The sequence below is a fragment of the Nonomuraea sp. SYSU D8015 genome, from assembly GCF_008065375.1.
GTDB lineage: Bacteria > Actinomycetota > Actinomycetes > Streptosporangiales > Streptosporangiaceae > Nonomuraea.
The window spans coordinates 1-21,224 of sequence record NZ_VJYI01000052.1; the positions used below are offsets into that span (position 1 = coordinate 1).

The 21,224-nt window shown below is 69.0% G+C and carries 23 protein-coding genes; 11 read left to right on the forward strand and 12 right to left on the reverse strand.

The annotated features are described in order from the left end of the window. Nucleotides 1-113 (forward strand): Sua5 family C-terminal domain-containing protein (locus tag ID574_RS58665; RefSeq protein ID WP_262496129.1); only part of this gene is annotated, 113 nt, incomplete at its 5' end. A 178-nt stretch (nucleotides 114-291) separates the two neighbouring features. Here the strand turns inward: ID574_RS58665 and ID574_RS58670 are convergent. Next, the gene (locus tag ID574_RS58670; RefSeq protein ID WP_188197762.1) at nucleotides 292-933 is read right to left on the reverse strand and encodes a carbonic anhydrase; all 642 of its coding nucleotides are present in this window, start codon (nucleotides 931-933) and stop codon (nucleotides 292-294) included. 254 nt (nucleotides 934-1,187) lie between these two features. After that, the gene (locus ID574_RS58675) at nucleotides 1,188-1,442 is read right to left on the reverse strand and encodes a hypothetical protein (RefSeq protein ID WP_188197763.1); all 255 of its coding nucleotides are present in this window, start codon (nucleotides 1,440-1,442) and stop codon (nucleotides 1,188-1,190) included. A gap of 903 nt (nucleotides 1,443-2,345) precedes the next feature. Between ID574_RS58675 and ID574_RS58680 the strand changes: the two genes are divergently transcribed. The 5 genes from ID574_RS58680 (at nucleotide 2,346) to ID574_RS58700 (ending at nucleotide 5,715) form a co-directional block, all read left to right on the forward strand. Then, nucleotides 2,346-2,915 (forward strand): WxL domain-containing protein, encoded by a 570-nt coding sequence (locus ID574_RS58680; protein WP_188197764.1) that lies wholly within the window; start codon nucleotides 2,346-2,348, stop codon nucleotides 2,913-2,915. Then, a complete protein-coding gene (locus ID574_RS58685; protein WP_223168203.1) occupies nucleotides 2,908-3,948 on the forward strand; it encodes a DUF916 domain-containing protein in 1,041 nt (346 codons plus the stop codon). Before ID574_RS58680 ends, ID574_RS58685 begins: the two co-directional genes overlap by 8 nt. A 156-nt stretch (nucleotides 3,949-4,104) precedes the next feature. Beyond that, nucleotides 4,105-4,557: a hypothetical protein gene (locus ID574_RS58690; RefSeq protein ID WP_188197765.1), complete on the forward strand. Its 453-nt coding sequence runs from the start codon at nucleotides 4,105-4,107 to the stop codon at nucleotides 4,555-4,557. A 4-nt stretch (nucleotides 4,558-4,561) separates the two neighbouring features. Continuing rightward, entirely contained in the window at nucleotides 4,562-4,888 is a 327-nt protein-coding gene (locus tag ID574_RS58695; protein ID WP_188197766.1) for a hypothetical protein, read from the forward strand. A gap of 275 nt (nucleotides 4,889-5,163) precedes the next feature. Further along, nucleotides 5,164-5,715 carry a hypothetical protein gene (locus tag ID574_RS58700; protein ID WP_188197767.1) on the forward strand — a complete coding sequence of 184 codons (552 nt, stop codon included), beginning with the start codon at nucleotides 5,164-5,166 and terminating at the stop codon, nucleotides 5,713-5,715. Nucleotides 5,716-5,808: 93 nt separating this feature from the next. Here ID574_RS58700 and ID574_RS58705 read toward each other — a convergent pair whose 3' ends face one another. Then, the gene (locus ID574_RS58705) at nucleotides 5,809-6,615 is read right to left on the reverse strand and encodes a DUF899 family protein (RefSeq protein ID WP_188197768.1); all 807 of its coding nucleotides are present in this window, start codon (nucleotides 6,613-6,615) and stop codon (nucleotides 5,809-5,811) included. A 68-nt stretch (nucleotides 6,616-6,683) separates the two neighbouring features. Next, nucleotides 6,684-7,121 carry a ricin-type beta-trefoil lectin domain protein gene (locus ID574_RS63350; RefSeq protein WP_442939470.1) on the reverse strand — a complete coding sequence of 146 codons (438 nt, stop codon included), beginning with the start codon at nucleotides 7,119-7,121 and terminating at the stop codon, nucleotides 6,684-6,686. Nucleotides 7,122-7,684: 563 nt separating this feature from the next. On the opposite strand from ID574_RS63350, the gene ID574_RS58710 reads away from it, so the two are divergent. Continuing rightward, complete coding sequence (locus tag ID574_RS58710; protein WP_223168204.1) at nucleotides 7,685-8,809, forward strand: Vgb family protein; 1,125 nt, start codon at nucleotides 7,685-7,687, stop codon at nucleotides 8,807-8,809. 244 nt (nucleotides 8,810-9,053) lie between these two features. Here the strand turns inward: ID574_RS58710 and ID574_RS58715 are convergent, their stop codons facing one another. Together ID574_RS58715 and ID574_RS58720 are read right to left on the reverse strand one after the other, a co-directional pair. Further along, nucleotides 9,054-9,593 (reverse strand): SRPBCC family protein, encoded by a 540-nt coding sequence (locus ID574_RS58715; RefSeq protein ID WP_188197769.1) that lies wholly within the window; start codon nucleotides 9,591-9,593, stop codon nucleotides 9,054-9,056. Nucleotides 9,594-9,635: 42 nt separating this feature from the next. Then, a complete protein-coding gene (locus tag ID574_RS58720; protein ID WP_188197770.1) occupies nucleotides 9,636-10,178 on the reverse strand; it encodes a cysteine dioxygenase family protein in 543 nt (180 codons plus the stop codon). A 78-nt stretch (nucleotides 10,179-10,256) separates the two neighbouring features. Here ID574_RS58720 and ID574_RS58725 point away from each other — a divergent pair, with 78 nt between their 5' ends. From ID574_RS58725 to ID574_RS58735, 3 genes are all read left to right on the forward strand, one after another. Next, a complete protein-coding gene (locus tag ID574_RS58725; protein WP_223168207.1) occupies nucleotides 10,257-11,114 on the forward strand; it encodes a LysR family transcriptional regulator in 858 nt (285 codons plus the stop codon). Nucleotides 11,115-11,957: 843 nt separating this feature from the next. Further along, a complete protein-coding gene (locus tag ID574_RS58730) occupies nucleotides 11,958-13,481 on the forward strand; it encodes an N-acyl homoserine lactonase family protein (RefSeq protein WP_188197772.1) in 1,524 nt (507 codons plus the stop codon). A 56-nt stretch (nucleotides 13,482-13,537) separates the two neighbouring features. Next, nucleotides 13,538-14,107 carry a TetR/AcrR family transcriptional regulator gene (locus tag ID574_RS58735; protein WP_223168205.1) on the forward strand — a complete coding sequence of 190 codons (570 nt, stop codon included), beginning with the start codon at nucleotides 13,538-13,540 and terminating at the stop codon, nucleotides 14,105-14,107. Nucleotides 14,108-14,548: 441 nt separating this feature from the next. Here ID574_RS58735 and ID574_RS58740 read toward each other — a convergent pair whose 3' ends face one another. Beyond that, nucleotides 14,549-15,748 (reverse strand): MFS transporter, encoded by a 1,200-nt coding sequence (locus ID574_RS58740; RefSeq protein ID WP_188197774.1) that lies wholly within the window; start codon nucleotides 15,746-15,748, stop codon nucleotides 14,549-14,551. An 87-nt stretch (nucleotides 15,749-15,835) separates the two neighbouring features. Here ID574_RS58740 and ID574_RS58745 point away from each other — a divergent pair, with 87 nt between their 5' ends. Further along, nucleotides 15,836-16,294, forward strand: coding sequence for a winged helix-turn-helix transcriptional regulator (locus ID574_RS58745; protein ID WP_188197775.1), 459 nt, complete (start codon nucleotides 15,836-15,838; stop codon nucleotides 16,292-16,294). 203 nt (nucleotides 16,295-16,497) lie between these two features. Here ID574_RS58745 and ID574_RS58750 read toward each other — a convergent pair whose 3' ends face one another. From ID574_RS58750 to ID574_RS58770, 5 genes are all read right to left on the reverse strand, one after another. Next, a complete protein-coding gene (locus tag ID574_RS58750; RefSeq protein ID WP_223168211.1) occupies nucleotides 16,498-17,064 on the reverse strand; it encodes a recombinase family protein in 567 nt (188 codons plus the stop codon). A gap of 267 nt (nucleotides 17,065-17,331) precedes the next feature. Next, nucleotides 17,332-18,252 (reverse strand): SDR family oxidoreductase, encoded by a 921-nt coding sequence (locus tag ID574_RS58755; protein ID WP_188197776.1) that lies wholly within the window; start codon nucleotides 18,250-18,252, stop codon nucleotides 17,332-17,334. A 114-nt stretch (nucleotides 18,253-18,366) separates the two neighbouring features. After that, nucleotides 18,367-18,798 (reverse strand): MarR family winged helix-turn-helix transcriptional regulator, encoded by a 432-nt coding sequence (locus ID574_RS58760; protein ID WP_223168206.1) that lies wholly within the window; start codon nucleotides 18,796-18,798, stop codon nucleotides 18,367-18,369. 47 nt (nucleotides 18,799-18,845) lie between these two features. Beyond that, nucleotides 18,846-19,907, reverse strand: a complete 1,062-nt coding sequence (locus tag ID574_RS58765; protein ID WP_188197778.1) for an oxidoreductase — start codon at nucleotides 19,905-19,907, stop codon at nucleotides 18,846-18,848. 77 nt (nucleotides 19,908-19,984) lie between these two features. After that, nucleotides 19,985-20,890, reverse strand: coding sequence for an NADP-dependent oxidoreductase (locus ID574_RS58770; RefSeq protein ID WP_188197779.1), 906 nt, complete (start codon nucleotides 20,888-20,890; stop codon nucleotides 19,985-19,987). Between the last annotated feature and the right edge of the window lie 334 nt (nucleotides 20,891-21,224).

Sequence of the window (21,224 nt, forward strand, 5' to 3'; positions counted from 1 at the left end):
TCGACCAGCGGGGCTGCGACCTCATCGTCGCGTCCTTGCCGGTGGAGGAGGGGCTGGGCCTGGCGATCGCCAACCGGCTCCGCCGCGCCGCGGGGCCCCGGCCCGCCGAGTGACCGGCAACGCCCCTGGTCAGTGATCACGCTTTCCCCGCCCGTGGCACCCCTCGCAGTCCGCGGCCCGGGCCAGCCGCGCGCCGCGGGCGCGGAGCGAGGTGCAGGGACCGTGAGCGTGGGCGGATCCGTGGGCCATGCGCGGTGTGAGGTGGCTGTGCAACGGTTGGCGGAGCTCCGGTCACGCTGCGGAGCCGGCGGTGACTTCGAGGCCGCGGGCTGCCACCACCTGGGCGCTGCCGTCGGCCAGCCGGTAACACAGGCCCACGACGGCGGCCTGGCCGGCGCCGACCCGTTCGGCGAGCACCCGAGAGCGGTCCAATAGCAGGTCGACCGTGTGCCTGATGTGCTCGGCCAGGATCTCGTCGGCCTCCACGCGACCTGCGGCCCGCGCCGCGAGCACGCTGGGCGTCACCCGCTCGACGACGTCCCGGACGTACCCGGCCGGCGTCATGCCGTCCTCCAGTGCGGCGCACGCGGCGCCCACCGCCCCGCACGAGTCATGGCCGAGGACCACCACCAGCGGGCAGTCGAGCACGTCCACCCCGTACTCGATGCTGCCCAGCACCTCCGCGCCCATCACGTGGCCCGCCGTGCGCACCACGAACAGGTCACCCAGGCCACGATCGAAGATGATCTCTGCGGCCAACCGGGAGTCGGAGCACCCGAACAGGACGGCGAACGGGCGCTGGCCCGGTGCGATCTCGGCGCGGCGTGTCGCGTCCTGATTCGGGTGATCCGGGGCACCGGCAACGAAGCGCTGGTTTCCCGCGAGCAGCAGTTCGAAGGCTTCCATGGGAGTCGGAGTCTTGATCTCGGCCATGACCGCAGCCTAGGCCAAACCCCGGCCAGCCATTGGCCCGCCACGCCTCGTCGGTGTCGGAGTCCAGCGGCGGGGCCGGCTCGGACAGCGCGGCGATCGCCGGCGGTCTGCTCCTGGCGCGGCGCCGTCCCCTTGTGCCAGTGGCAGGCCACCACGACCGCCACCTCGGCGGCACCATAGTGAACACCAAGCGCGTAGGGCGGCGCTTCTGCTGGCCGGGGGCCGACACCAGGCCCGTCCGCTGACCAGGGAAGTCAGTCGTCGCCGAGCACGGTGTGCGGGCCGCCGAGCATGTCGAGCAGGATGTCGATGTCGCCGATCGCGTGAACGAAGCACTCGTGGGCGCCCTCGATCTGCCGCGATGTGCTCCTTGACCTGCTCGACGCTGGGCACCTGACCGGCGGCCACGACGCCGAGCAGGCGTTGCGGCCACCGGGACGGACACCTGACCGGCGGCCCAGCGATCGGCGGCGCCCGAACCAGGACACAACATCGGGTATCGGCGCCACCACGGACAGTCTAGGCTCCGTGCGTGGGAGCCTCTCGGCAGCCCGAGCCTCCGGCCCGCCCGGCCACGCCCGTCACCGCGGCGGCCTTCGCCCTGACGCACCAGCGTCTTTCCCGCGTCCCCGTAATCGTCATCGCCGGCGAGGCCGATCGCAGCACCGGCCCCCGGTCAACCGGCTACCTCCAGCGGGTCCGCCGCGCCGGCGATCACCTGGTCGTCGACTTGGCCGAGGTGCCCTCCTTGGACGGCTCCAGCCTGCACATCCGCTCGCCCGCGCCCGCGCCTGCGCAGCCGACTGCACCGCATCCACCTGGCCGCCGCCCACGCCGCATCCCCCCACCTGCTGCACATCACAGGGGCAGACGCCCATCTGACCGTGCAGCCCACGGTCGAGCAGGCCATCACCACCGTGCCGTCCACGGCTCGCACCAACTGAGCTGCTCTTCTGGCACTGACCAGGACGTCACCTAGTTGCCTGACGCGGTTTCACGGCTCTCAAGCGGGCTGACCATCGGACTCAGCTTGACAACCCCTGGCGGGCGGTCCCAGATCCTCGATGTTGAGCGAGGTTTTCCGGCCTGTCCGGCTGTCTCATACAGGAGCCGGTAGAGGGTCTTCTCCGGGACGCTGACATCGCGGCGGGCGATCAGCCGGTCGGTCGCAGCCTGCCCGAAATCCTGGGATAAACATCGCTTTCACTGCCGTCGACAAACGGAGTGTCGCCCATCACGTGCCGTCGCCAACCATGCGGCAAGACTGAGTCCCTAAACCGCCAGCACGCTGGGCGTCGTCCCCTGTATCGCGTTGGCGCGCCGTAGCCTCACCTCAACTGGGAGGGCGAGATCGTTGACAACCCCTGCAAGAAGCTCTGGCGCGCCCGACCTCGATCACTTGAGGAGTTGTCATGCGGTTCAAGCCTGGCAGATGCCTGGGGGTGCCGGCGGCCGGTGCCACTGTCGTGGCGTTGCTCGGCCCCGTCCCCGCCGCTCGAGCCGTGCCGTGCCCGAGCGGGCAGCCGCCGTCCACGCCGTGCGACACCGTGGTGACATTCGAGGTGTCGTCGGGCGCTCTCGGCATGACGGCACCGTCCAACGTCACCCTCGCCTACAACGCCCCTGCCCGGCAGGCCAGCGGCTCGTGGCCGGCCGGGGACCCGGTGACGGTCATCGACAACCGAAACGGCAACCTGGCGTGGACGTGCACGGTGGTGTCGACGCCGTTCACGGCGACGGGACAGCCCAACATCCCGCCCAGCCAGGCGAGCTACTCCCCCGGGACTGCCAGCACCAACAACGGCACGGTGACGTCCCGGGACGCGAACGGCATGGCCACGCCCACCGAGGTCGTGGAACACGATCCTGGGACCGGAAGCAGCGCCACCACGTGGGTGCCCACGATGACCGTCGATGTGCCCCTGCAGAATGGCGCGGCTACGTACACCGGGACGGTGACGCACTCTGTTACGGGTGGTTAGCGTGGTCCTGCGCCGGGTTGCGGCATGGATGGTGCTGCTTGCGGCGGCCACGCTGGTCCAGGGCGCTGTCGCCGGCGTTGGGGGGGCCGAGCCGGGACGGGACGGCCCATCAGGCGAGCCGAAGGGCGTGTTCAGCATCCGGCTGCTGGAGGCGCCGCTCGTTCGCCGCGACGATCCCCGCGCCTACACCTCGATCGTCGATCACCTCGGTCCGGGCACGACCATCCGCCGACGGGTCGAGGTCAGCAACACGACCTCGCGCAGGCTGAGCATCGATCTTTACGCCGCCGCGGCCTCGATCGAGAAGCGGACGTTCGCCTACGCCACCGGCCGCACCCCGAACGAGCTGACGGAATGGATCTCCGTCGACCATCCGGTGCTCAAACTCCCCCCGGGCAGCAAGAAGACCGCGCGCGTCACCATCGGCGTGCCGCCCACCGCCTCGCGTGGCGAACGCTACGGCGTCCTCTGGGCCGAGGTCGCCGGTGCCGGCACGGGCACGGCCAAGGTGATCAACCGGGTGGGGATCCGGATCTACCTCGATGTCGGCCCAGGCGGTGAACCGCCCTCGGCGTTCGAGATCCTCTCACTCACGCCCGCACGCTCCCCCCAGGGCCAGCCGCAGATCATCGCCCAGCTCCGCAACACGGGGGAACGCGCTCTGGAGATGACCGGAACGCTTGAGCTCGCCGACGGCCCGGCCGGCCTGCAGGCCGCCGGACCATATCCCGTACCGCCGGGCACGTCTCTGCTGCCCGGCGACACGGGAGGGGTAACCGTCACGCTGGACGGACGGCTTCCAGATGGGCCTTGGGAGGCACGCTTGCGGCTGCGCAGCGGCAGAGTGGAACACACGGCCACCGCCACGATCACCTTCCCCGCCGCCGGTGTGGGCAAGCCGGTCAGCGTCGGCACGCCACGCGTCGCCTTCTCCGTGGTTGCCGCGGCGGTGGTCGCCGGCCTGATGCTTGTGTTCATCGTCCGCCGCCGCGCTCACGCACCAGGTAAGCGGAGCAACTGCCTCAGGGAGTGATGCGATCTTGCCGCTGGTGGTGACGGGCTGCTGCTGTGCCTGCACGCCTGGATCGACCGCCGAGACGTGGTGTGGGCGGTCGCGGCCTCCGTGCTTGCCGCCTACACCTACAGTGTCCATGCCCGTGGAGCGATCATCGTAGTCGTACACACTGGCGTGCTGGGGGCCGTGCTGGTACGGCGGTGGGCGGACCGGCGTGATGCCGCCACCGCGATCTGTGTGCCGGCCGCCGGGGCGGTGGCGAACTTCGCCTATGGTCGTTGTCTCGTGCCGCTGTGCGCGGTGGTGGTGTGGGGGTATGCCGGCGCGCGGCTGGAGACCGCCTTCTTCGGGGTGTTCGACTTCCCGGAGATCGCCGCGTCGACGTGGAGCTGGACGGCGTTCAAGCTGGGCTGGACGACCTGCCTGGCCCTGCTCGCGCTGGCGGCGGTGGGATCGGCTGCGTGGTTGTCCGCACGCACCGGTACGGCCGCGACGGCCGTGTTCACCGCCATCGGGATCTGGGGCGTGGCGGTGATGACCGCGATCACCTCGCGATCCACCAATCCCTGGTCCCAGCACCTGCACTCCGCCACCGACCTCAAACCAGCCCGGGCTCACGTCGCGTGACGTAGTGGCCATGGATTACCGAGATATGCCCTGGCAGATCTGGATATGCCAGGCCTTGCAGGTGCCGGCACGGTTCATCCCGATCAACCGGGACGACATCAACACCGTGCCATCGAACACGACGCTGGTGATCATGCCGTGGAACGTCAGCCAGCCGCCGCTGCAGAGCCGGCCCGCCGCGCCGCTGAACTTCGCACCCGTGGCCATCCGCGAAACCTACACCGGGGCCTGGGTCGCCTGGCGGCGTATGCCGTGGAGCCGGACGCCTCCGCCTCCTCCGGACGAAACGCCGCCGGACAAGAAATCCGCGCACGCAGCCTCCGTCACCTGAAGATCCGAACTCCCGACAGAGCCTGCCCACGCTCGCGGACCAGCACGCCGGGTCACCGAGACGGCGACACGACGATCGGTCGGCCCGAAGTGGAGTTTCCCGTGGTCCTTGGTGAGGAGTTTGCCGTACGGGATCAAGAGTGTCGGGCAGGCGGATACGTGGGTGTGATCTAGCCTGTCATCGGTTTGTCGTTGGCTGCTGGACCAGACGCCCGCGCGTCCCCGGGACCCATGGCCGCGCAGGAATGACAAGAGCAATGGGAGGTGGAGTAACGCGTGCCGACCCCCTCAACGCTGCTGGCTTCACTCGCGCTGCTCTTCGGCGTGGGTGCTCCTGCGGCCTCTGCCGAGTCCGGGACAGCGGCGACCACTGTGCCCACGTGGCGGCTGCAGCCGCTTCCGGCTCTGTCGATGTCCGCACCCACATCGGCGAGCCTCGGCAGCGGTAGTGCGGGCGGCACGATCAGCGCCAGCCTCGGCACGGTCACCGTGGCCGATTCCCGTGCCGGCCAGATGAGTTGGACGGCGACCGTGACGGCCACCGACTTCACCACCGGCGCCGGCGGCCCCGCGCAGACCATCACGAGGAACAACGTCGCGTACTGGTCGGGTCCGGTCACCGCCTTCTCGGGTGGTGCGAGAAGCCGCACTCCGGGGCAGCCCACGGCCGCGGATCGTGTCCCGCTGTCCTCGCCGGTGACCGCTTTCAGCTCGCGCAAGTTCCCGAATGCCACCTCGACCAGCTGGCGGCCGACGCTTGTCGTCACCATCCCGGCACAAGCGACGGCGGGGACCTACACCGGCGTCATCACCCACTCGGTCGCCTGACCGCCGCCCCCTCACCACGCTACTCACAGCGTGGTTGAGAAGCAGCGGGCCCCGCAGACCCGTCCGGGCTCAGGAGGCTCTTTCCACTGACGATCAGGGTCCAACGGCGAGGTCGTCGGAGTGTCCGGCGTCGAGTCGCGGCCACTGGGCGATGGGGCGTCCGCCCTCCTCCTCCGACACCGGCGGCCAAACGGGCGAGCCGCCGTAAGTCCTCATGGAGCAGTGTTGCGGCCAGCCGGTGGGTGAGTCCTCCCAGGGTTCCTGGCGTCCGTAGACGGTGAGGTCCATGAGGGAGTAGGCGTAGTCCATGGCCTCCACGCCGCGGCGCTTCGTCCAGTAGGTCTCGAAGACGCGGTCGCCGTCCCGTAGGTAGCACACGAGGTGGAACAAGCCGAGCTCACGACCGACGAGGAGCGCGTCGAGGGAGGGCTGTGCCGAGTACCAGGGCATGTCCCAGCCCATGAAGTCGCGGTAGCGGAGGCTCTCGTCGTACGACACCTGTGGGTCGGCGGGGCCGAACGCGGTGTTGCGGCCCTGGCTGAAGACTGCGTACGTGATGTCACGGGAGTGCAGGTAGGACAGCTCAGCGACCTGGCTGAGGAACATCGTGCAGCCTTCGCACTGCTCGGGCGCGGGCCGGCCGGGCCACCACATGGAGTAGTAGGCGATGAGCTGCCGGCGCCCTTCGAACGCATCGAGCAGGGTGAGCGGCCCGTTGGGCCCGATCAGCTCGAGGTCGGCATCGACTTCGACCATGGGGAGGCGCCGACGGGCCGCGGCGATCGCGTCGCCTTCCCGGGTGTGTGCCTTCTCCCGGGCCCGCAGCCTGTCGAGTTCGGCCTGGAAGGTGGCCCGGTCGACGACCGCCGGCTCGCCGAGGTTTGTTGATTCATCCTTCATGGCTGCTTTCTCTCCTTGTTCCGGTGACTACGTCTCCGCATACAATCGCGCGATGCGCGAGGCGGGTGTCACCAGTAGGTCACGGTCCGCCCCTGGCGGGTGGTGGTGCGGCACGGCAGGGTACATATCCGCGCCCCCGGCGAGTTGGTCCCGGGCTCCAGGCAGTAGCCGGAGGCAGCGTTGACAATCGCCAAGCTCTGGTGCCTCCAATGCTGGTCGGGATAGTCCGAGCACTTGGCAACTCCGGTGTCATAATCAGCGCCGTCGGTTAGGCACTCATTTCGCGCGAGGTTCATGAGGAGCCCACCGTTGTTCCAGCCCCACCGTTGGCCACCGTCCGTGCTGTTGCAAACGTCCGGGTAAACCTCTCTCGGATAGATGACAGTGCCCGAGCAAGCCTGGCTGACCGCGGGGGGCACAGCCAGGACACCGACCCGGACATTTGGCGGACATTTCCCTCGGCGGTTCAGTGAGCGGGATGACGAGGCCGGGTTTCGTCCGCGCACCGCGGCGCGGGTGCTTCTCCGGCCGGCCTCCGGTCTTCACCTGTGACAGCAGAGGGCTCGATCACCGCCCTGCTCGTCACTGGTGTCCGAGGAGTACCGTCGCGCTCGTTGCTCCACCCGGGGCCACTGTTGATCATGTCGACGTCGAGGTCACGCAGACACGCCGCACCTTCTCAAACACCCGCTCAGCCACCACAGGATCGTCGGCTCGCGAAAGCCGGATAAGCCGTCGCTTTGGCCCGAGATTTCCAGCCAGCCAGCCGCAAAAGCAGAAAAATCGACTTATGCAAGTCCGCCGTCTCCGCCGGCCCCGGGCCGGTGATTTAGCGAAGTTCTGACCAGCCGCGAACCATGACGATCGCAGGCGGTCCGCGCCATTGCGAGATATTGAGAGAGCGGGCCGGGCCGGGCGGGAATGACAAATTTCCGCCTGATCGGCCTTCACGACGTCGAGGCCGGTGCCAGAGCTGGACGTACTGCTGCCGGAGCCAATCCCTTGGATTGTCCGACTTCGTCCAGACGGCCCACCGGCGTGCTCGCTGTTCCTTTCTGGAAGGGATGTCATGCGTCTTCGTTCTCGGCTCCTCGCCTGTCCGCTCATGGTCATCGCCTTGGCTCTGACGACCTGCGCGCCCGCCTCCACGGCGGCCGCCGCCCCGCCACCCCGTCCGCCGCACCCGCGTCCGTATATCAAGCTCTGCCTGAAGCTCAAGCAGATGCCGCGCCATCGCAAGATCCGGTGCATGCGCCCGCCCACTTCGCTGCGCCAAGGGGCCGCACGGTCCGCCACGCAAGCCCAGCAGGCCCCGACGATCAATGAGCTGTCCCTACCGACGAGGCCGGCCTCTCCCGTCGGGATCACCGCAGGGCCGGACGGAAACGTGTGGTTCACCGAGACCTCCGGCAACAAGATCGGGCGCGTCACCCCGGCGGGCGTGTTCACCGAATACACCCTGCCCACCCCCGCAGCCGAGCCCGGACACATCACCGTCGGGCCCGACGGCGCCCTGTGGTTCACCGAGTTCGCCAGCAACAAGATCGGCCGGATCACCACATCCGGGACGATCACCGAGTACAACCTGCCGACCGCGAACGCCTACCCCTGGGGTATCACCACGGGCCCGGACGGCGCCCTGTGGTTCACCGAGTCGGAGACGGGCAAGATCGGCCGGATCACCACATCCGGGACGATCACCGAGTACAACCTGCCGGATACAGGCGCCTACCCGATGTTCATCACCACCGGGCCGGACGGCAACCTGTGGTTCACCGAAGCGGTCGCGGCCAGCATCGGCCGCATCACCACCAGCGGAACGATCACCGAATTCCCCGTACCCAGCTCCGGCGCGATGCCCGTGGGGATGACCACGGGCCCGGACGGCAACCTGTGGTACACCGACGGCAACGGCAAGGTCAGCAAAGTCACCACCACGGGCACCTTCACCGAATACACGCTGTCCGACATCAACAGCTTCCCATGGGGCATCACCAGCGGCCCCGACGGCAACCTCTGGTTCGCCGAGCAGGTCGCCGGCAACGTCGCCAGCGTCACCACCACCGGGACCATCAGCGAGTACCCGCTCCCGGACACCCTCGCCGGGCCGCTCCACATCACACGCGGACCCGACAACAACAACCTCTGGACCACTGAGAACAACATCGACAGGCTCGCCATCGTGACCCCTTGACTCAGGGCCGGCGCGGTTCGAACCCGCACGAAGCCGAATCCCGCGTTTCGCCGCCCGGTATGACGCGGAGTCGGTTGCCATATGGAGGCATGGGCGTCTGGGACCTTGCTCACAACGGCCCAGGCGCTCGTGCCGCCCTCGCGTCGTTCCCCTCCGCTGAAGCGGCAGTGACAGCCTCGGGCTCGTACCGCTCTTTCCTGCGCGGTTCCTCCACGACCCCGGATCTGGCGAGGATGGGCGCGCTTCACTCGCCGTCGGCCAGGCTGGTGTCCTGGGGTGAGCGCCGGGCGCGCAGAGCAGTGGCGGCGTTCTGGTGGTCCGGGGCGTTCCCGTCCTCTTTCGGGTTGGGCCGTCCCTCGCCTGTGTTGATCAGACTTCGCAGGCTTCCGCCGAGGTAACCGCCCCACGCGTTGGAGCACACGTCGAAGCACTCGTACTGCGGAACCAGGCCTACATGGGTGAAGCGGACCTCGGCGCCACCGTCCCTCTCGGAGAGCTCGAAGACGATCTCGGTGCCCTTCCATTCGGTCTGGTCGTCGATGAAGTTGAAGAAGTTGTCCAGGACGAGCCAGGCGACCTTCCGGCCGGGCACGAGTTCCGTGACGCGGATGGTGCAGCGGTGGACGTCCTTGTAGCGGTAGTGGAACTCGCCGCCGACCTGGTCGGTGACGCCCTCGACCTCTTGCGACCACCAGCCACGGACATCGGTGATGGCCTCGAAGGCTTCCTGGGGAGTCCGGTCCACCGAGAATGTGGTGGCGAAGTTCTGTTTCTGATCTTGCATCTCGATTCTCCTTCGATCTGGTTCAGCCGGCGATCGGTGGCCTCATCCGTCGTTCTTCTGCCTGTACGTGCGGCGGACGCTGGTGCCGTTGCTGAGATCGGCGCCGTACACGTGGAGCGTGATCGCGACCGTGTCGCCGGTGTTGCGGACCCGGTGGATGTCGTCGGGCGGGGCCACGCCGCTGACCGAGCCGGCGGGCCGGTGGCGCTCGCCGATCTCGACCAGGCGGTCGCCGTCGATGTCGTACAGGGTCTCGGTCTCGGCGCCCTGCAGCACCAGGAACGAGCACCACACCAGGTGGTCGTGGATCTCCGTCACCTGGCCCGGCCGCCACACCACGGCCGACACCGAGAACGCCGCCTCGGTGTGCAGGGTGTGACGGGTGTAGCCGTCGGGAGAGCCGGCCCGCTCGGCTACGGTGAGCAGGTCCACGGCCGGCTTCGTCTCCGCGAGCACGTCGGCCACCTGCCGGGCGATCGCCCGCGGATCCGCCTGCCGGCGGGCGCACGGCTGGATGCGTGCGACGAGTTCGGCCAGGCCGGGCCTGGACAGTCCGTCGGCGGGGGCAGTGATCTGCTCGGTCATGAGCCCGATGCTCCCCCGCCGAAGCCATGACGTCTAATGCCAAAAAATCCCGACTTACATAGATAAAGTTGATACGTGATGAACCTGACGCACCTGCGGGTGCTGGAGGCCGTGGCCCGCTACGAGTCGGTGAGCGAGGCGGCCAAGGAACTGCACTACTCCCAGCCCTCGGTCAGCCACCACCTCGCCCGGCTGGAGGCCGCGACCGGGGCCCGCCTCGTCCAGCGGGTGGGCCGCGGCATCCGGCTCACCCCCGAGGGCGAGCTCCTCGCTCTGCGCGCCAGGGAGATCGTCGGGCGGGTGGAGGCGGCCTCCGTCGAACTGGCCGCCCAGATCGGGCTCCGAGCCGGGCGCGTGCGGGTCGCGGGCTTCCAGACGGTCCTCAGCACGATCATCCCCAAGGCGGCGGCCGAGCTGTCCGCGTCGTACCCGGGCGTCGAGCTGAACCTGGTCGACGTGCACCCGGTGGAGGGGCTGCGGATGCTGCGCGCCGGGCACGTCGACATCGCGCTGGTCTTCCGGCACGCCAGCACCCCGGACGAGGAGGAGGGGTTCCGGCTGACCCATCTGCTGGACGACCCGCTCTACCTGATCAGCCGGGAGCCGGGCCAGCGGCTGGCGGACCACCGGGACTCCGCCTGGGTCGGCGGGTGCGAGCGCTGCCGCTCGGCGCTGGTCACCGCCTGCGAGCGCGCCGGGTTCACGCCGCGGATCGCGTACTCCAGCGACGACATGGTCGTGGTCCAGTCGCTGGTGGCGGCCGGGATGGGGGTCGCCACGCTGCCCGGGCTCGCGCTTCGGGCGCACCGTACGCCGGGGATCCACGCCACCGAGATCGCGGGCAACAGCCGGCAGATCTTCGCGGTCACGTACGGCGAGCCGCCGGACCCGCCCGCGACCACCGCTCTGATCAAGATCCTGAAGGCGATCGTGTAGGCCCGCGGGACGGCTCCCCTGGACATTCCTGCACGCCCCTTCGAAAACTGACACTGCGGGAACCCGGGTCAGCCTGGATCGAGCTGCCCCGCCTCGCCGCATCCGGCGCCACCTCCGGGCATGCCAAGGGCCTTTCCCTGATGCGCTGCGCCGCATAGCCTCTCCGCATTTCGGTACGGCGAGGTCGCGCGTGCCGGTCGAGCTGACCCCGCGCGAGCTGGACCTGCGGCACGTCTCGCTCGGACAGAACAACGCAGAAATCGCGGCGACGCTGTACGTCTCCAAGGAGACGGCTAAGACGCACGTCGCAATGTCCTGGACAAGCTCGGCGCCCGCGACCGCACCCAGGCGGCCGTCCTCTCCTACGAGCTCGGCCTGGTCTTCGCTGGTATCCACGGGCAGGTCCTCAGAACGGGCGATCCGTGAGGGTCCTCGACCCACCTCCGCCTCGATGTTCCCCAGCGTCAGGGGTACGGCCCGCACACGCCGTGGCGGCGCGAACGCCATTATTCTTTGCGTTACTTTCTGTGAGCGAAATGGCGATGGCCAAGCCATCTGAAGCTTGAAGATCATTTCGGTCAAGCCTGCATCGGATGTCCACAGCTTCGGCCGGATCCCGCCCAGATGCCGCGCGGCCGGCCAGAAGCTTGGGGCCATTCGACGTCTGGCGGCCGCTCACACCACCGTCCATCTCGGCATGCCGGGCTTCCGTTCCTCGGCGGCCGCGCCAGGCCCGAGCCCCGACCCTGCTCGACGAGCAAGGTGGGGCGTTACGGGCTACAGAAGCGATGGGGTTATTATGCAAACGCTACCGTTAGCGTTTACGAATTGGAGGTCCGGCCGATGAAGCTCCTCGGCAAGATCGCATTACTGGCCCTGACCCTCGTGGTGTCCGCCGCCTGGTTGGTCGTGCTGCGCCTGAAGGACGTGGCAGCCCCGCTGCTCGTCGGCTATGGTCTGCTGTTGCTCGGCCTCATGATCGGGCTGCTGTGGCCGGGAGTGTTCGGACGGCGGTCCGGCCGGGCCCGCGTGCGTGCGCTTGTCGGCGTTCCTGCCGCTTTGTGCACCCTGGGGCTGTACTTCGCGGTCGTCTTCCACGTCACCGACGTGCCTGTGTTGATCGGCTTGGCGGCCGCAGCCACCCTGGCGGCGGCGCTGGTCACGGGGCTGCGCAGGCGGCGTGCCAGGACGGAGCCGGCCTCCGGACGCGCCCGACGGGCGTTGCTCCTAGCCGGTGCCGGCGCCCTGCTGGGTGTGCTGAGCGGGATCTCGACCAGCCGCGTCGACCGCTATCGCCGAGACCTCCTGGCGCGGGGTGCCGAAGAACGGGAGCAAGCCGTGAACGCCACGGGCGGCAGGCGACGGATCAGCGACGGCGCGGTCCGGGTGTTTCCGATTCACACCGGGGACACCATCGTCACCTACGGTCAGTTCTATGGAGGCCTCGACGGCTGGGAGGGGCTGAACGGCTATATGCGCACCCTGCTCGACAAGGCGCAGATCGCCGTGCCGATCTACGCCTATCTGATCGACCACCCGCGGCACGGGCTGATGCTCATCGACGCCGGTGTGAACTGGGAACAGGCACACGATCACGATGGGTACTACGGCCACGACGGCATGGCCTCGCGCCTGCTGACCGAGCGCAACGAGTACAAGATGACGCCCGAGCAAGACCTGCAGGTCCAGGTGGCCCGGCTCGGCTACGACATCAAGGAGATCAGCACCGTGTTCCTCACTCACGTCCACGACGACCATGCGGGAGGTCTGCGCTACCTGTCCCACGCGACCGTGGTGATGGACCGGCGCGACTGGATCGACGGCGTTCTGTACCCGTACTCGTTCGGCCTGGTCAAGGACCGCCTGTCCTTCCCCGCTTTCGACTCAGGCCGCTATGGCGCCTTCCCCGCCGCCCAGGACCACTTCGGCGACGGCAGCCTGGTCCTGCTGCCCACGCCCGGGCACTCCCCAGGACACATGTGCGTGCTGCTGCGCATGGACGACGGCGCCGCGCTGTTCATGGGCGACACCCTCTACACGTTGCCCCACCTGGCCGTCGACCAGGTCCGCCAGATGACGATCGGCGGCGCCGACACCGAACTCCAACTGCAGGCGGCCCGGCGTATCCAGAGCCTGCTCGCCTCGGCTCAGGACACCGTGCCGCTGTTCGCTCACGACAACACGCCCTACCGATCCGCGGTCGCATCCGTTTTCTCCAACGGTCGCCCGCGCGCGGCCGAATTCCGGACGCTGCGCCGGCATCTGGACACCGTTCTCACCCCCGATTGGCGGCTGCGGCCCGGGCACACGCCCCGCTTCGTGCCGCCGTCCTCCGGCGCGGGAATCGGGGAGGTGGACTTCCGATGACCTCCGCCCGCCGTACTCGGGGTCGGCCGCGTGACCCTGAAGCCGATGAGGCGATCATGAAGGCGGCGCTGGAACTGTTCGCAGAGCGTGGCCTGGAGGGCGCGAACGTCGAGCAGATCGCCAAGCGCGCCGGCGTGGCCAAGGTGACGATCTACCGCCGGTGGTCCTCGAAGGAGGAACTGCTGACCCAAGCCATCGAACAGGCCCGCACCGTCGTACCGGAAGAGGAGATCTGGGCCACCACCGACGCACCGCCGGGCCCGGCCGACGAGCGGCTGATGGACTCATGGGTGCGCACGTTCGGCGATGGGCGCTTCCGCGCGGTGCTGGCTCAGCTCATCGGCTCCAGCGTGAGCCATCCGTCGCTGCTGGACACCTACCGTCAGCAGTACATCGAACCTCGGCGCCGCATCATCCGCGACACGCTCGACCGCGCGAGAAAGGAAGGACGGCTGGCCGTCGACGCCGACATCGACTCCATCATCGACATGGTCGTGGGCGCGGCGATGTACCGCATGCTCATCGACCCTCAGGCATGGGACGACCCCGCCGCGACGCGCCGCTACCTGGAGAGCATCATCCGCCAGGCCGACCGGCTGCTCCGCCACCCCGAGGAAACGACATGAACGGATATCGGCGTCCACCGGCCACGTGATTCCTGCCGGCTACGCGGGATGGCTGCCCAAGCACGGAGTGTCCCCTGCGACCTCACCGATACCCTAGGTCAGGCCCTCACCACAGGAAACGGCCCCGCCCTGGCCGCCAGCGGCGCCGGCAGCTCGCACGCATGCAGCAGCTGCCGCGTTACGACGAGCGCGACCCGACCGGCGCCCCGCCGCCTGGCGACAGCTGACCCTCTCCACGCGAACCCCCGCCGGCACCCGGCGGGAGTTCGCGCATTTCCGGACGTGGAGGACCCATGGTGCACATGCCGGTCGTCGTCGGCCTCAGTGGCGGGGTCGACTCCGTCGAAGCCACACTGGAACTGCTGCGCGACCCATCGCCCTGCGCTACCTGCGGCAAGGCGCGGTGGTGATGGCCCAGACCGGCCATGTTGTCTCCCCGGTTCAACCGTGTTGCAACTCGGGGCTCTCGGATCGGAGGTTCGCTCTATCGAGGGGTAGTCGCCTGTCGGTCGCCCAGACGGCCAGCGCGCAGGCCGCGAATCCGGCCCCGAGGAGACTGGAGCCCGCCCAGCCGTGGGCGGTGAAGATGGCGGTGGTTGCGGCTGCGCCGAGGGCGGAGCCGAGCGCGTAGAAGATCATGTAGCTACCGATGACGCTGCTGGTGCGATCCGGATGCGCGGCGGTGAGCAGGTGCTGGTTGCTCACATGCACAGCCTGGACTGCGAAGTCGAGAACCACGATTCCGACGATGAGGAGCCACAGTGACCACCGCAGTTGCACGATGGCCGCCCACGAGAGGATGAGCAGGGTGAGCGCGAGACCGGTGATCGGGGCCGCCCGTCCCGCATCCGCCCACCGTCCCGCGCGTGCCGCCCCGAGTGCGCCGGCGAGTCCGGCGATGCCGAACAGTCCGATCTGGCTCTCGCTCAGCTGCCACGGCGTGTCCGCCAGCGGCAGGGACAGTCCGCTCCACAGGGTTCCGAACGAGGCGAACAAGAAGAACGTGATGAGCCCGCGCGTCAGGAAGATGCGCTGCCCGAACAGTCCGCGGAGTGAGACGACGGCCCGCTTGTACCCCGCAGGTCGGTTGGGGCGCTCCTCTGGCGGTAGTACGACGAGGACCAGGGCCGTGAGCCCGAGTGACAGCACTGCGAGCACGACATAGACGCTCCGCCAGCCCCACACCTCGGCGAGCGTGCCGGTGACGACCCGCGCGCCCAGGATGCCGACCACAACGCCCGAGGTCACGACACCGATGTTCCGTCCGCGCTCGGCAGGCGGTGAGACCGACGCGGCGTAGGCCACCGTGGTCTGCACCACGACCGCGAACACCCCAGCCGCCGCGAGCCCCACGAACGCCACCCATGCGGCTGACGCCGAGGCCGTCAGGATCATGCCCACTGCGGTGAGCGCCAGGTGCACGGCGATGAGTCGGCGCCTGTCGACCACATCGCCAAGCGGCACCAGCAGCACCAGCCCTGCCAGATAGCCGATCTGGCCGGTCGCGACGATCCACCCGGTGAGTTCTGCCGGCACTCCGAGATCGCGTCCCATCGGCTCCAGAACTGGCTGGGAGGCGTAGATGCTCGCCACAGCGACACCACACGCCACCGCGAGCAGCAACCGCCGCCACACGTCCATCGCGCTCCACTCTCAATCGGTAGCAAATTGAAACCAATTTGACCGTACGGCATAATGGTTTCAATCCGCAACTCATCGGGAGGTGTCATGTCGCCCACCACCATGCGCGCCCCTGACCTTGACTGGACCGACCCCGACTGCCCCGTCGCCCGCACGCTCGACCTCGTCGGCGACAGGTGGAGCCTTCTCGTCATCCGCGACGCGATGGACGGGGCACGATCGTTCACCGAGTTCCGGCGACGCACCGGCATCGCTCGCAACATCCTCACCGATCGCCTCCGGAAGCTCACTGCTCACGGGCTCCTCGCCCAGCGCACGGCGCTATCGGGCCGCCGCCAGGAGTACGTGCTCACCGACGCCGGCCGCGACCTCTTCCCCGTCATCCTCACCCTGCGACAGTGGGGAGAACGCCACGCCTTCGCGCCCGGCGAGACCCACTCCACCCTTGTCGACCAGCACGGCATCCCTGTGCCGGAAATCGCGCCGACCAGCGCCGACGGCACCCTCCTGGACACCGACACCACCCACGTGCGGAAGACCCGATAGAAAGCAGACCCTCGGCGCCTTCAGATCTCACAGACACCTCGCCGCCCACGCGCCCGTCAGAGGAGGCGGTGGTAGAGGAGTCGGCCGCGGCGGCACGCCTGCGCACCGCGGGCCGGTTCGCCCGCCGCCGCGCCAGGCGCGACCCCTGTCGGTTTCCGAAGTCATCTGCACGAATGCGCGACGTGGTCTGCACTCGGCGGCGTTCAGATCACCTGGTGATGTGCGGATTTGGTGTGCTGGTGCGGTGGGAGGTGATGGTGATCGCTCTCGTCCTCGACTCGGAGTCCGGCGTTAACGGGGTCGGGGAACCCAGGAACAGCCGTTGACGCTGAGAATGGCGGGTCAGGCCAGGTGGCCAGATCGGCCAGAGACACCTTGCCCTCGGCGTATCGGCGGCGGATGGAGCGCCGGGCGGGTTCGGGCAGTTTGGGCTGCGTGCCCTTGAGCCTACCGTTCTTCTTGGCCAGCGCCATGCCTTCACGGGGGCGCATGTGCCCGAGGTTGGCCTCGAACTCGGCGACCATGGCGAGGGTCTGCAGGAACAGCCGCCCGAACGGGTCGTTCCAGTCGTAGACCGAGCCGCCGAGTCCGAACAGGACGCCGCGGCCGGACAGGCCGGTGAGGATCTCGTTGGCCTCGGCCATGGTGCGGGCGAAGCGGTCGAACTTGGTCACGGTGAACACCGACCCGTTCCAGACGGCGGCCATGGCCTGGTCGAGGCCGGCGCGGTTGCGGCGGGTGGTGCCGGAGAACCCACGGTCGATGTAGATGCGGTCTCGGGCACGCCGAGGTCAGGAGTTGCTTGGTCTGGATGATCAGGTCTTGCTCGTCGGTCGAGCAGCGACGCGGGTCCCGTTCACGCCCTCCAGTGTTCCGTATAGCCCCCTTCGTTGGGGATCCCCTTCCGCAACGCCGCCATGATCACGCGGCCGTCAGCCCGATTGCGGGGTCAGCGCGCAGACTCGCAGGACTCGCAGGCCATCGGATTCGGTAGGGCAGCCTGAGGCGTCCTGGTCAGGGCGCCGGACGTCGGCCTGTCACCGGTGCTGTGCAGTGCCCAGCTCGTCGCTGTACCGGGCCAGGACGTCCTCGGCCGTGGGGACGGGGCCGAACAGCTGCTCCTGGCGGCGGGTGTCGGCGACGTAGCGGCCGGTGTCGAACCAGCCGAACATCGCGGCCATGTCCTTGATCAGGGGCATGAAGCGGCCGGCGACGGCTCCTGCGGCGCGGGCGACGGCGGACGGGACGGCCCACACCTTGATCTTCTTTCCGGCCCGGCTGCCCATCAGGTCGGCTACCCGGCGCATACTGACCGGACGGTCCCAGCCGATGTCGATGCGCTCACCGTCGTCGGCCTCGGCGTCGACTGCGGCTGCCAGGTACGCCGCGAGATCGGAAGTATGGACGAAGGTCAACGGGACGGTGGTCTTGCCGATCCATATCAGGCGGCCCTTGTCGATCGGGTCGCCCGCCATGCTCGCGATCTGGTCGAGGAACGCCCCCGGGCGCAGTGCGAGGAACGGGACGCCGAGCTGTTCGAGTTCGTCCTCGGCGAGCTTCTTGTGCCAGAAGTGTGGGACATCGGGCGTCTGGTCGCTGGTGAGGATGCTGGTCAGGACGAACCGTCGAATGCCGGCGCGGTGGGCGGCCTCGGCGAGGTTGGCGTTGCCGACGGTGTCGATGGCATGCGCGTTCTTGCCGCCGCGGGTGTAGCCGGCAGCGGTGGTGATGACGGCATCGGCGCCGTTCATGGCGGCGACGAGCGAGTCGAGGTCGAGCATGTCGCCGCGGGCGATCTCCACGCCCCTGCTTTCGAGTCTGTCAGCGTCGCTGGCCGGCCGGACCAGGGCACGGACGTTCTTGCCGCGCTTGAGCAGTTCGTCGACGACCTTGCCCCCGAGAGAGCCGGTCGCCCCGACGACGAGGACCGGGAGGGTGGTGGAGTCGGTGGCAGTCATGAAGTTTTCACTTTCCATGTCAGGAGCGAGGGGCTTGGTTACCGAGGCCGAAGGCGCGGATGGGATGGGGTGATGCGGCCGTTCGATGTGCAGACGGCCAGCCGCACCGGCGAGTTACTCGGATTCTTCTTGCGGAAGCGCGCGACTGGCGAGCGCCTCGGCGATGGCGTAGGCGGTGTCGACGAAGGACTCCGCCTGCTGCTCCGACAGGTTCCGCACGGAGGTCTCCTCCAGCGCCTGCCACAGGGCAGCGATGGGTTCGCGCATGGAACGGCCCTTGTCGGTGAGGTGGACCACCATGACGCGCCGGTCATGTGCGGCCGGCTCGCGGACGAGCAGGCCGGCATCCTGCATCCGGCGCAGGGACTTGGAGACGGTGGAGTGGTCCAGGCCGACGCTTTCGAGCAGCTCAGACTGGGTCTGGCCGTCCCGGTCAAAGAGCTGCATCAGCAGCAGTTCCTGTCCGGGATGCAGGTCCATCGCGCGAAGCAGGGCGGCGGCGTAGGCGCGGTGGGCGCGGGCGAGCTGGAAGATCGCGTAGCTCATCGGCCCTTTGCTGGCCGTCGTGGGGATGTGGGGCATGGTTCGGTGCCTCAATCCGTGTAGGTGGGGTAGTCGGTGTAGCCGGCCGCTCCGCCGCCGTAGAAGGTGTCCGGATCGGGGGCGTTCAGCTCCGCGCCGGCGCGGAGCCGCTCGACCAGGTCCGGGTTGGCCAGCGCGAGGGCGCCGACAGAGACCAGGTCGGCCGTACCGTTGTCGATGTCCTTGGCGCGGGTGGGTACATCGGTGCCGCCCCGGTTGAGGATCAGCGTGGCCGGCCACTGCGCGCGCAGGGTTTCCAGCAGAGCCTCCTCGCCCGCGTGCATCACGTGGAGGTAGGCCAGGCCCAGCGGGCGCAGCGCGTCCAGGAGCGCCGGATACAGCTCGGCGGTGTCGGACTCGGCGATGTCGTTGTAGGGGTTGCCGGGGGAGATGCGCAGACCGGTGCGCTCCGCGCCGATCTCGTCGGCCACGGCGGCGGCGACCTCGACGGCGAAGCGGATGCGGTTGTCAAGGGAGCCGCCGTAGCGGTCGGCGCGCTGGTTGGTGTTGTCGGACAGGAACTGGTGCACCAGGTAGCCGTTGGCGCCGTGGATCTCCACGCCGTCCGCGCCCGCCGCGACGGCGGCCGCCGCGGCGCGCCGGAAGTCGTCGACCGTCGCCGCGACCTCCTGCGTGGACAGCGCACGGGGCTCCGGCATCTCCTGGGGCCCGGACGCGGTGAACATCACGCCCTCGGGGCGGATCGCCGACGGGGCGACCGGCCGGCGCCCGTGGGGGGTGTTGTCGGGGTGGGAGATGCGTCCGACGTGCATCAGCTGGATGACGATCCGGCCGCCGGCCGCGTGTACGGCGTCAATGACCTTGCGCCACCCGGCGATCTGCTCGTCATGGTGAATGCCGGGAGTGAGGAGGTAGCCCTGGCCGTCGGCGGAGGGCTGGGTTCCCTCAGTGATGATCAGCGCGTGCGAGGCCCGCTGGGCGTAGTACTCGGCGTTCAGCTCGGTCGGGACGCCTTCCGGCGTGGAGCGGTCCCGAGTCATGGGCGCCATGACCAGGCGGTGCGGCAGAGGTATGCCGCCGACGGTGGTCGGCGTCCACAGAGAGTCCAGCATGCGTGGTCCTTCGGTGCGGCGAGCCCGGGTGGGCATCGGGAAGACGGCGGGCGGGGTGGATGAAGAGGCGAGCGTGTTCAGCCGACGGTGAGGACGAGCTTGCCCCGGACATGCCCGGCGTCGCTGACCTGCTGGGCCGTGGCGGCCTGGTCGAGCGGATAGGTGGTGACGGTGGTGACGACCTTGCCGGTCGCGGCGTCCTGGGCCAGGGCGGCCAGGCGGTCGGACGAGGCCTCCGCAGGACCGCTGGAGAAGGTGATGCCGAGCTGCTGCGCGCGGAAGTCGGCGATGGTGACGATACGATCGGTGCCGCCCCGCAGGGTGATGGAGTCCTCAAGGGCGCCCTTCCCGGCCAGGTCGAACACCGCGTCCACGCCGTCAGGGGCGAGCGCCCGGACCCGCTCGACCAGGCCCTCGCCGTACACGGTCGCGGTGGCGCCGAGCGAGGCGAGATATTCCTGATTCCCGGGGCCGGCGGTGCCGATGACACGTGCTCCGCGAGCCGTGGCGAGCTGAACCGCCAGGGTTCCAACCGCTCCCGCCGCGCCGTGCATCAGCACGGTCTCCCCCGCAACGACACCCAGCAGGTTCAGGACCCGCTCGGCGGTCTCACCCGCCACCGGCAGCGCGGCCGCGTGCTGCCAATCGAGGGCGGCGGGCTTGGGGGCCACGATGGTGGCCAGCGCGTACTCCGCGTACGAGCCGGTGTCCGACCAGCCCAGCACCTCGTCGCCGACCTGCACGTCCTCCACGCCCTCACCCAGGGCGTCCACCACGCCGGCGAGCTCGCCACCGGGAACGGCGGGGAAGGTCGTTGGGTACACGGCCTCCAGCATCCCGGAGCGGATCTTGCCGTCCAGCGCGTTGAGCCCGGCAGCCTTCACGCGGACACGGACCTGCCCGGGTCCGGGCTGCGGGACCTCGATGTCCGCCTCGTGCAGCACTTCCGGGCCGCCGAAACGGTCGAAAACGATGGCTTTCATGGCAGCTCCTCACGTTGCGCCACACATTAGGTGGCTAGACACATAAGCACTGTACATCAAATATGTGGCTAGCCAAGTATTTGCTGCCGCCCAGACCGCGCCGGATCGACTGCGGCCGGCGGCGAGGCCGCCTGATCACCCCGACCGCACGGGCGTCATGGGAGCTACCGGGAACTGCCGGCTTCTAGAGCGGAGAAGAACGGCGCAGCTACTCCGCGGTCTTGAGGCAGCGGTCCAGCTTGTCGAGGGTCAGCGGCTGCCGGCGCAGCGGCTCGGAGGCGTCCAGCGCCGTGGTGTGGAGGCCGCCGAGGAACAGCTCCAGCTGCCGGCCGGT

Excerpts from the sequence above, each read along its gene's own strand:
- ID574_RS58670 (WP_188197762.1), bottom strand. The coding sequence starts at position 933 with ATGGCCGAGATCAAGACTCCGACTCCCATGGAAGCCTTCGAACTGCTG.
- ID574_RS58680 (WP_188197764.1), top strand. The coding sequence starts at position 2,346 with ATGCGGTTCAAGCCTGGCAGATGCCTGGGGGTGCCGGCGGCCGGTGCC.
- ID574_RS58705 (WP_188197768.1), bottom strand. The coding sequence starts at position 6,615 with ATGAAGGATGAATCAACAAACCTCGGCGAGCCGGCGGTCGTCGACCGG.
- ID574_RS58710 (WP_223168204.1), top strand. The coding sequence starts at position 7,685 with ATGCGTCTTCGTTCTCGGCTCCTCGCCTGTCCGCTCATGGTCATCGCC.
- ID574_RS58715 (WP_188197769.1), bottom strand. The coding sequence starts at position 9,593 with ATGCAAGATCAGAAACAGAACTTCGCCACCACATTCTCGGTGGACCGG.
- ID574_RS58720 (WP_188197770.1), bottom strand. The coding sequence starts at position 10,178 with ATGACCGAGCAGATCACTGCCCCCGCCGACGGACTGTCCAGGCCCGGC.
- ID574_RS58725 (WP_223168207.1), top strand. The coding sequence starts at position 10,257 with ATGAACCTGACGCACCTGCGGGTGCTGGAGGCCGTGGCCCGCTACGAG.
- ID574_RS58730 (WP_188197772.1), top strand. The coding sequence starts at position 11,958 with ATGAAGCTCCTCGGCAAGATCGCATTACTGGCCCTGACCCTCGTGGTG.
- ID574_RS58735 (WP_223168205.1), top strand. The coding sequence starts at position 13,538 with ATGAAGGCGGCGCTGGAACTGTTCGCAGAGCGTGGCCTGGAGGGCGCG.
- ID574_RS58740 (WP_188197774.1), bottom strand. The coding sequence starts at position 15,748 with ATGGACGTGTGGCGGCGGTTGCTGCTCGCGGTGGCGTGTGGTGTCGCT.
- ID574_RS58745 (WP_188197775.1), top strand. The coding sequence starts at position 15,836 with ATGTCGCCCACCACCATGCGCGCCCCTGACCTTGACTGGACCGACCCC.
- ID574_RS58755 (WP_188197776.1), bottom strand. The coding sequence starts at position 18,252 with ATGACTGCCACCGACTCCACCACCCTCCCGGTCCTCGTCGTCGGGGCG.
- ID574_RS58760 (WP_223168206.1), bottom strand. The coding sequence starts at position 18,798 with ATGAGCTACGCGATCTTCCAGCTCGCCCGCGCCCACCGCGCCTACGCC.
- ID574_RS58765 (WP_188197778.1), bottom strand. The coding sequence starts at position 19,907 with ATGCTGGACTCTCTGTGGACGCCGACCACCGTCGGCGGCATACCTCTG.
- ID574_RS58770 (WP_188197779.1), bottom strand. The coding sequence starts at position 20,890 with ATGAAAGCCATCGTTTTCGACCGTTTCGGCGGCCCGGAAGTGCTGCAC.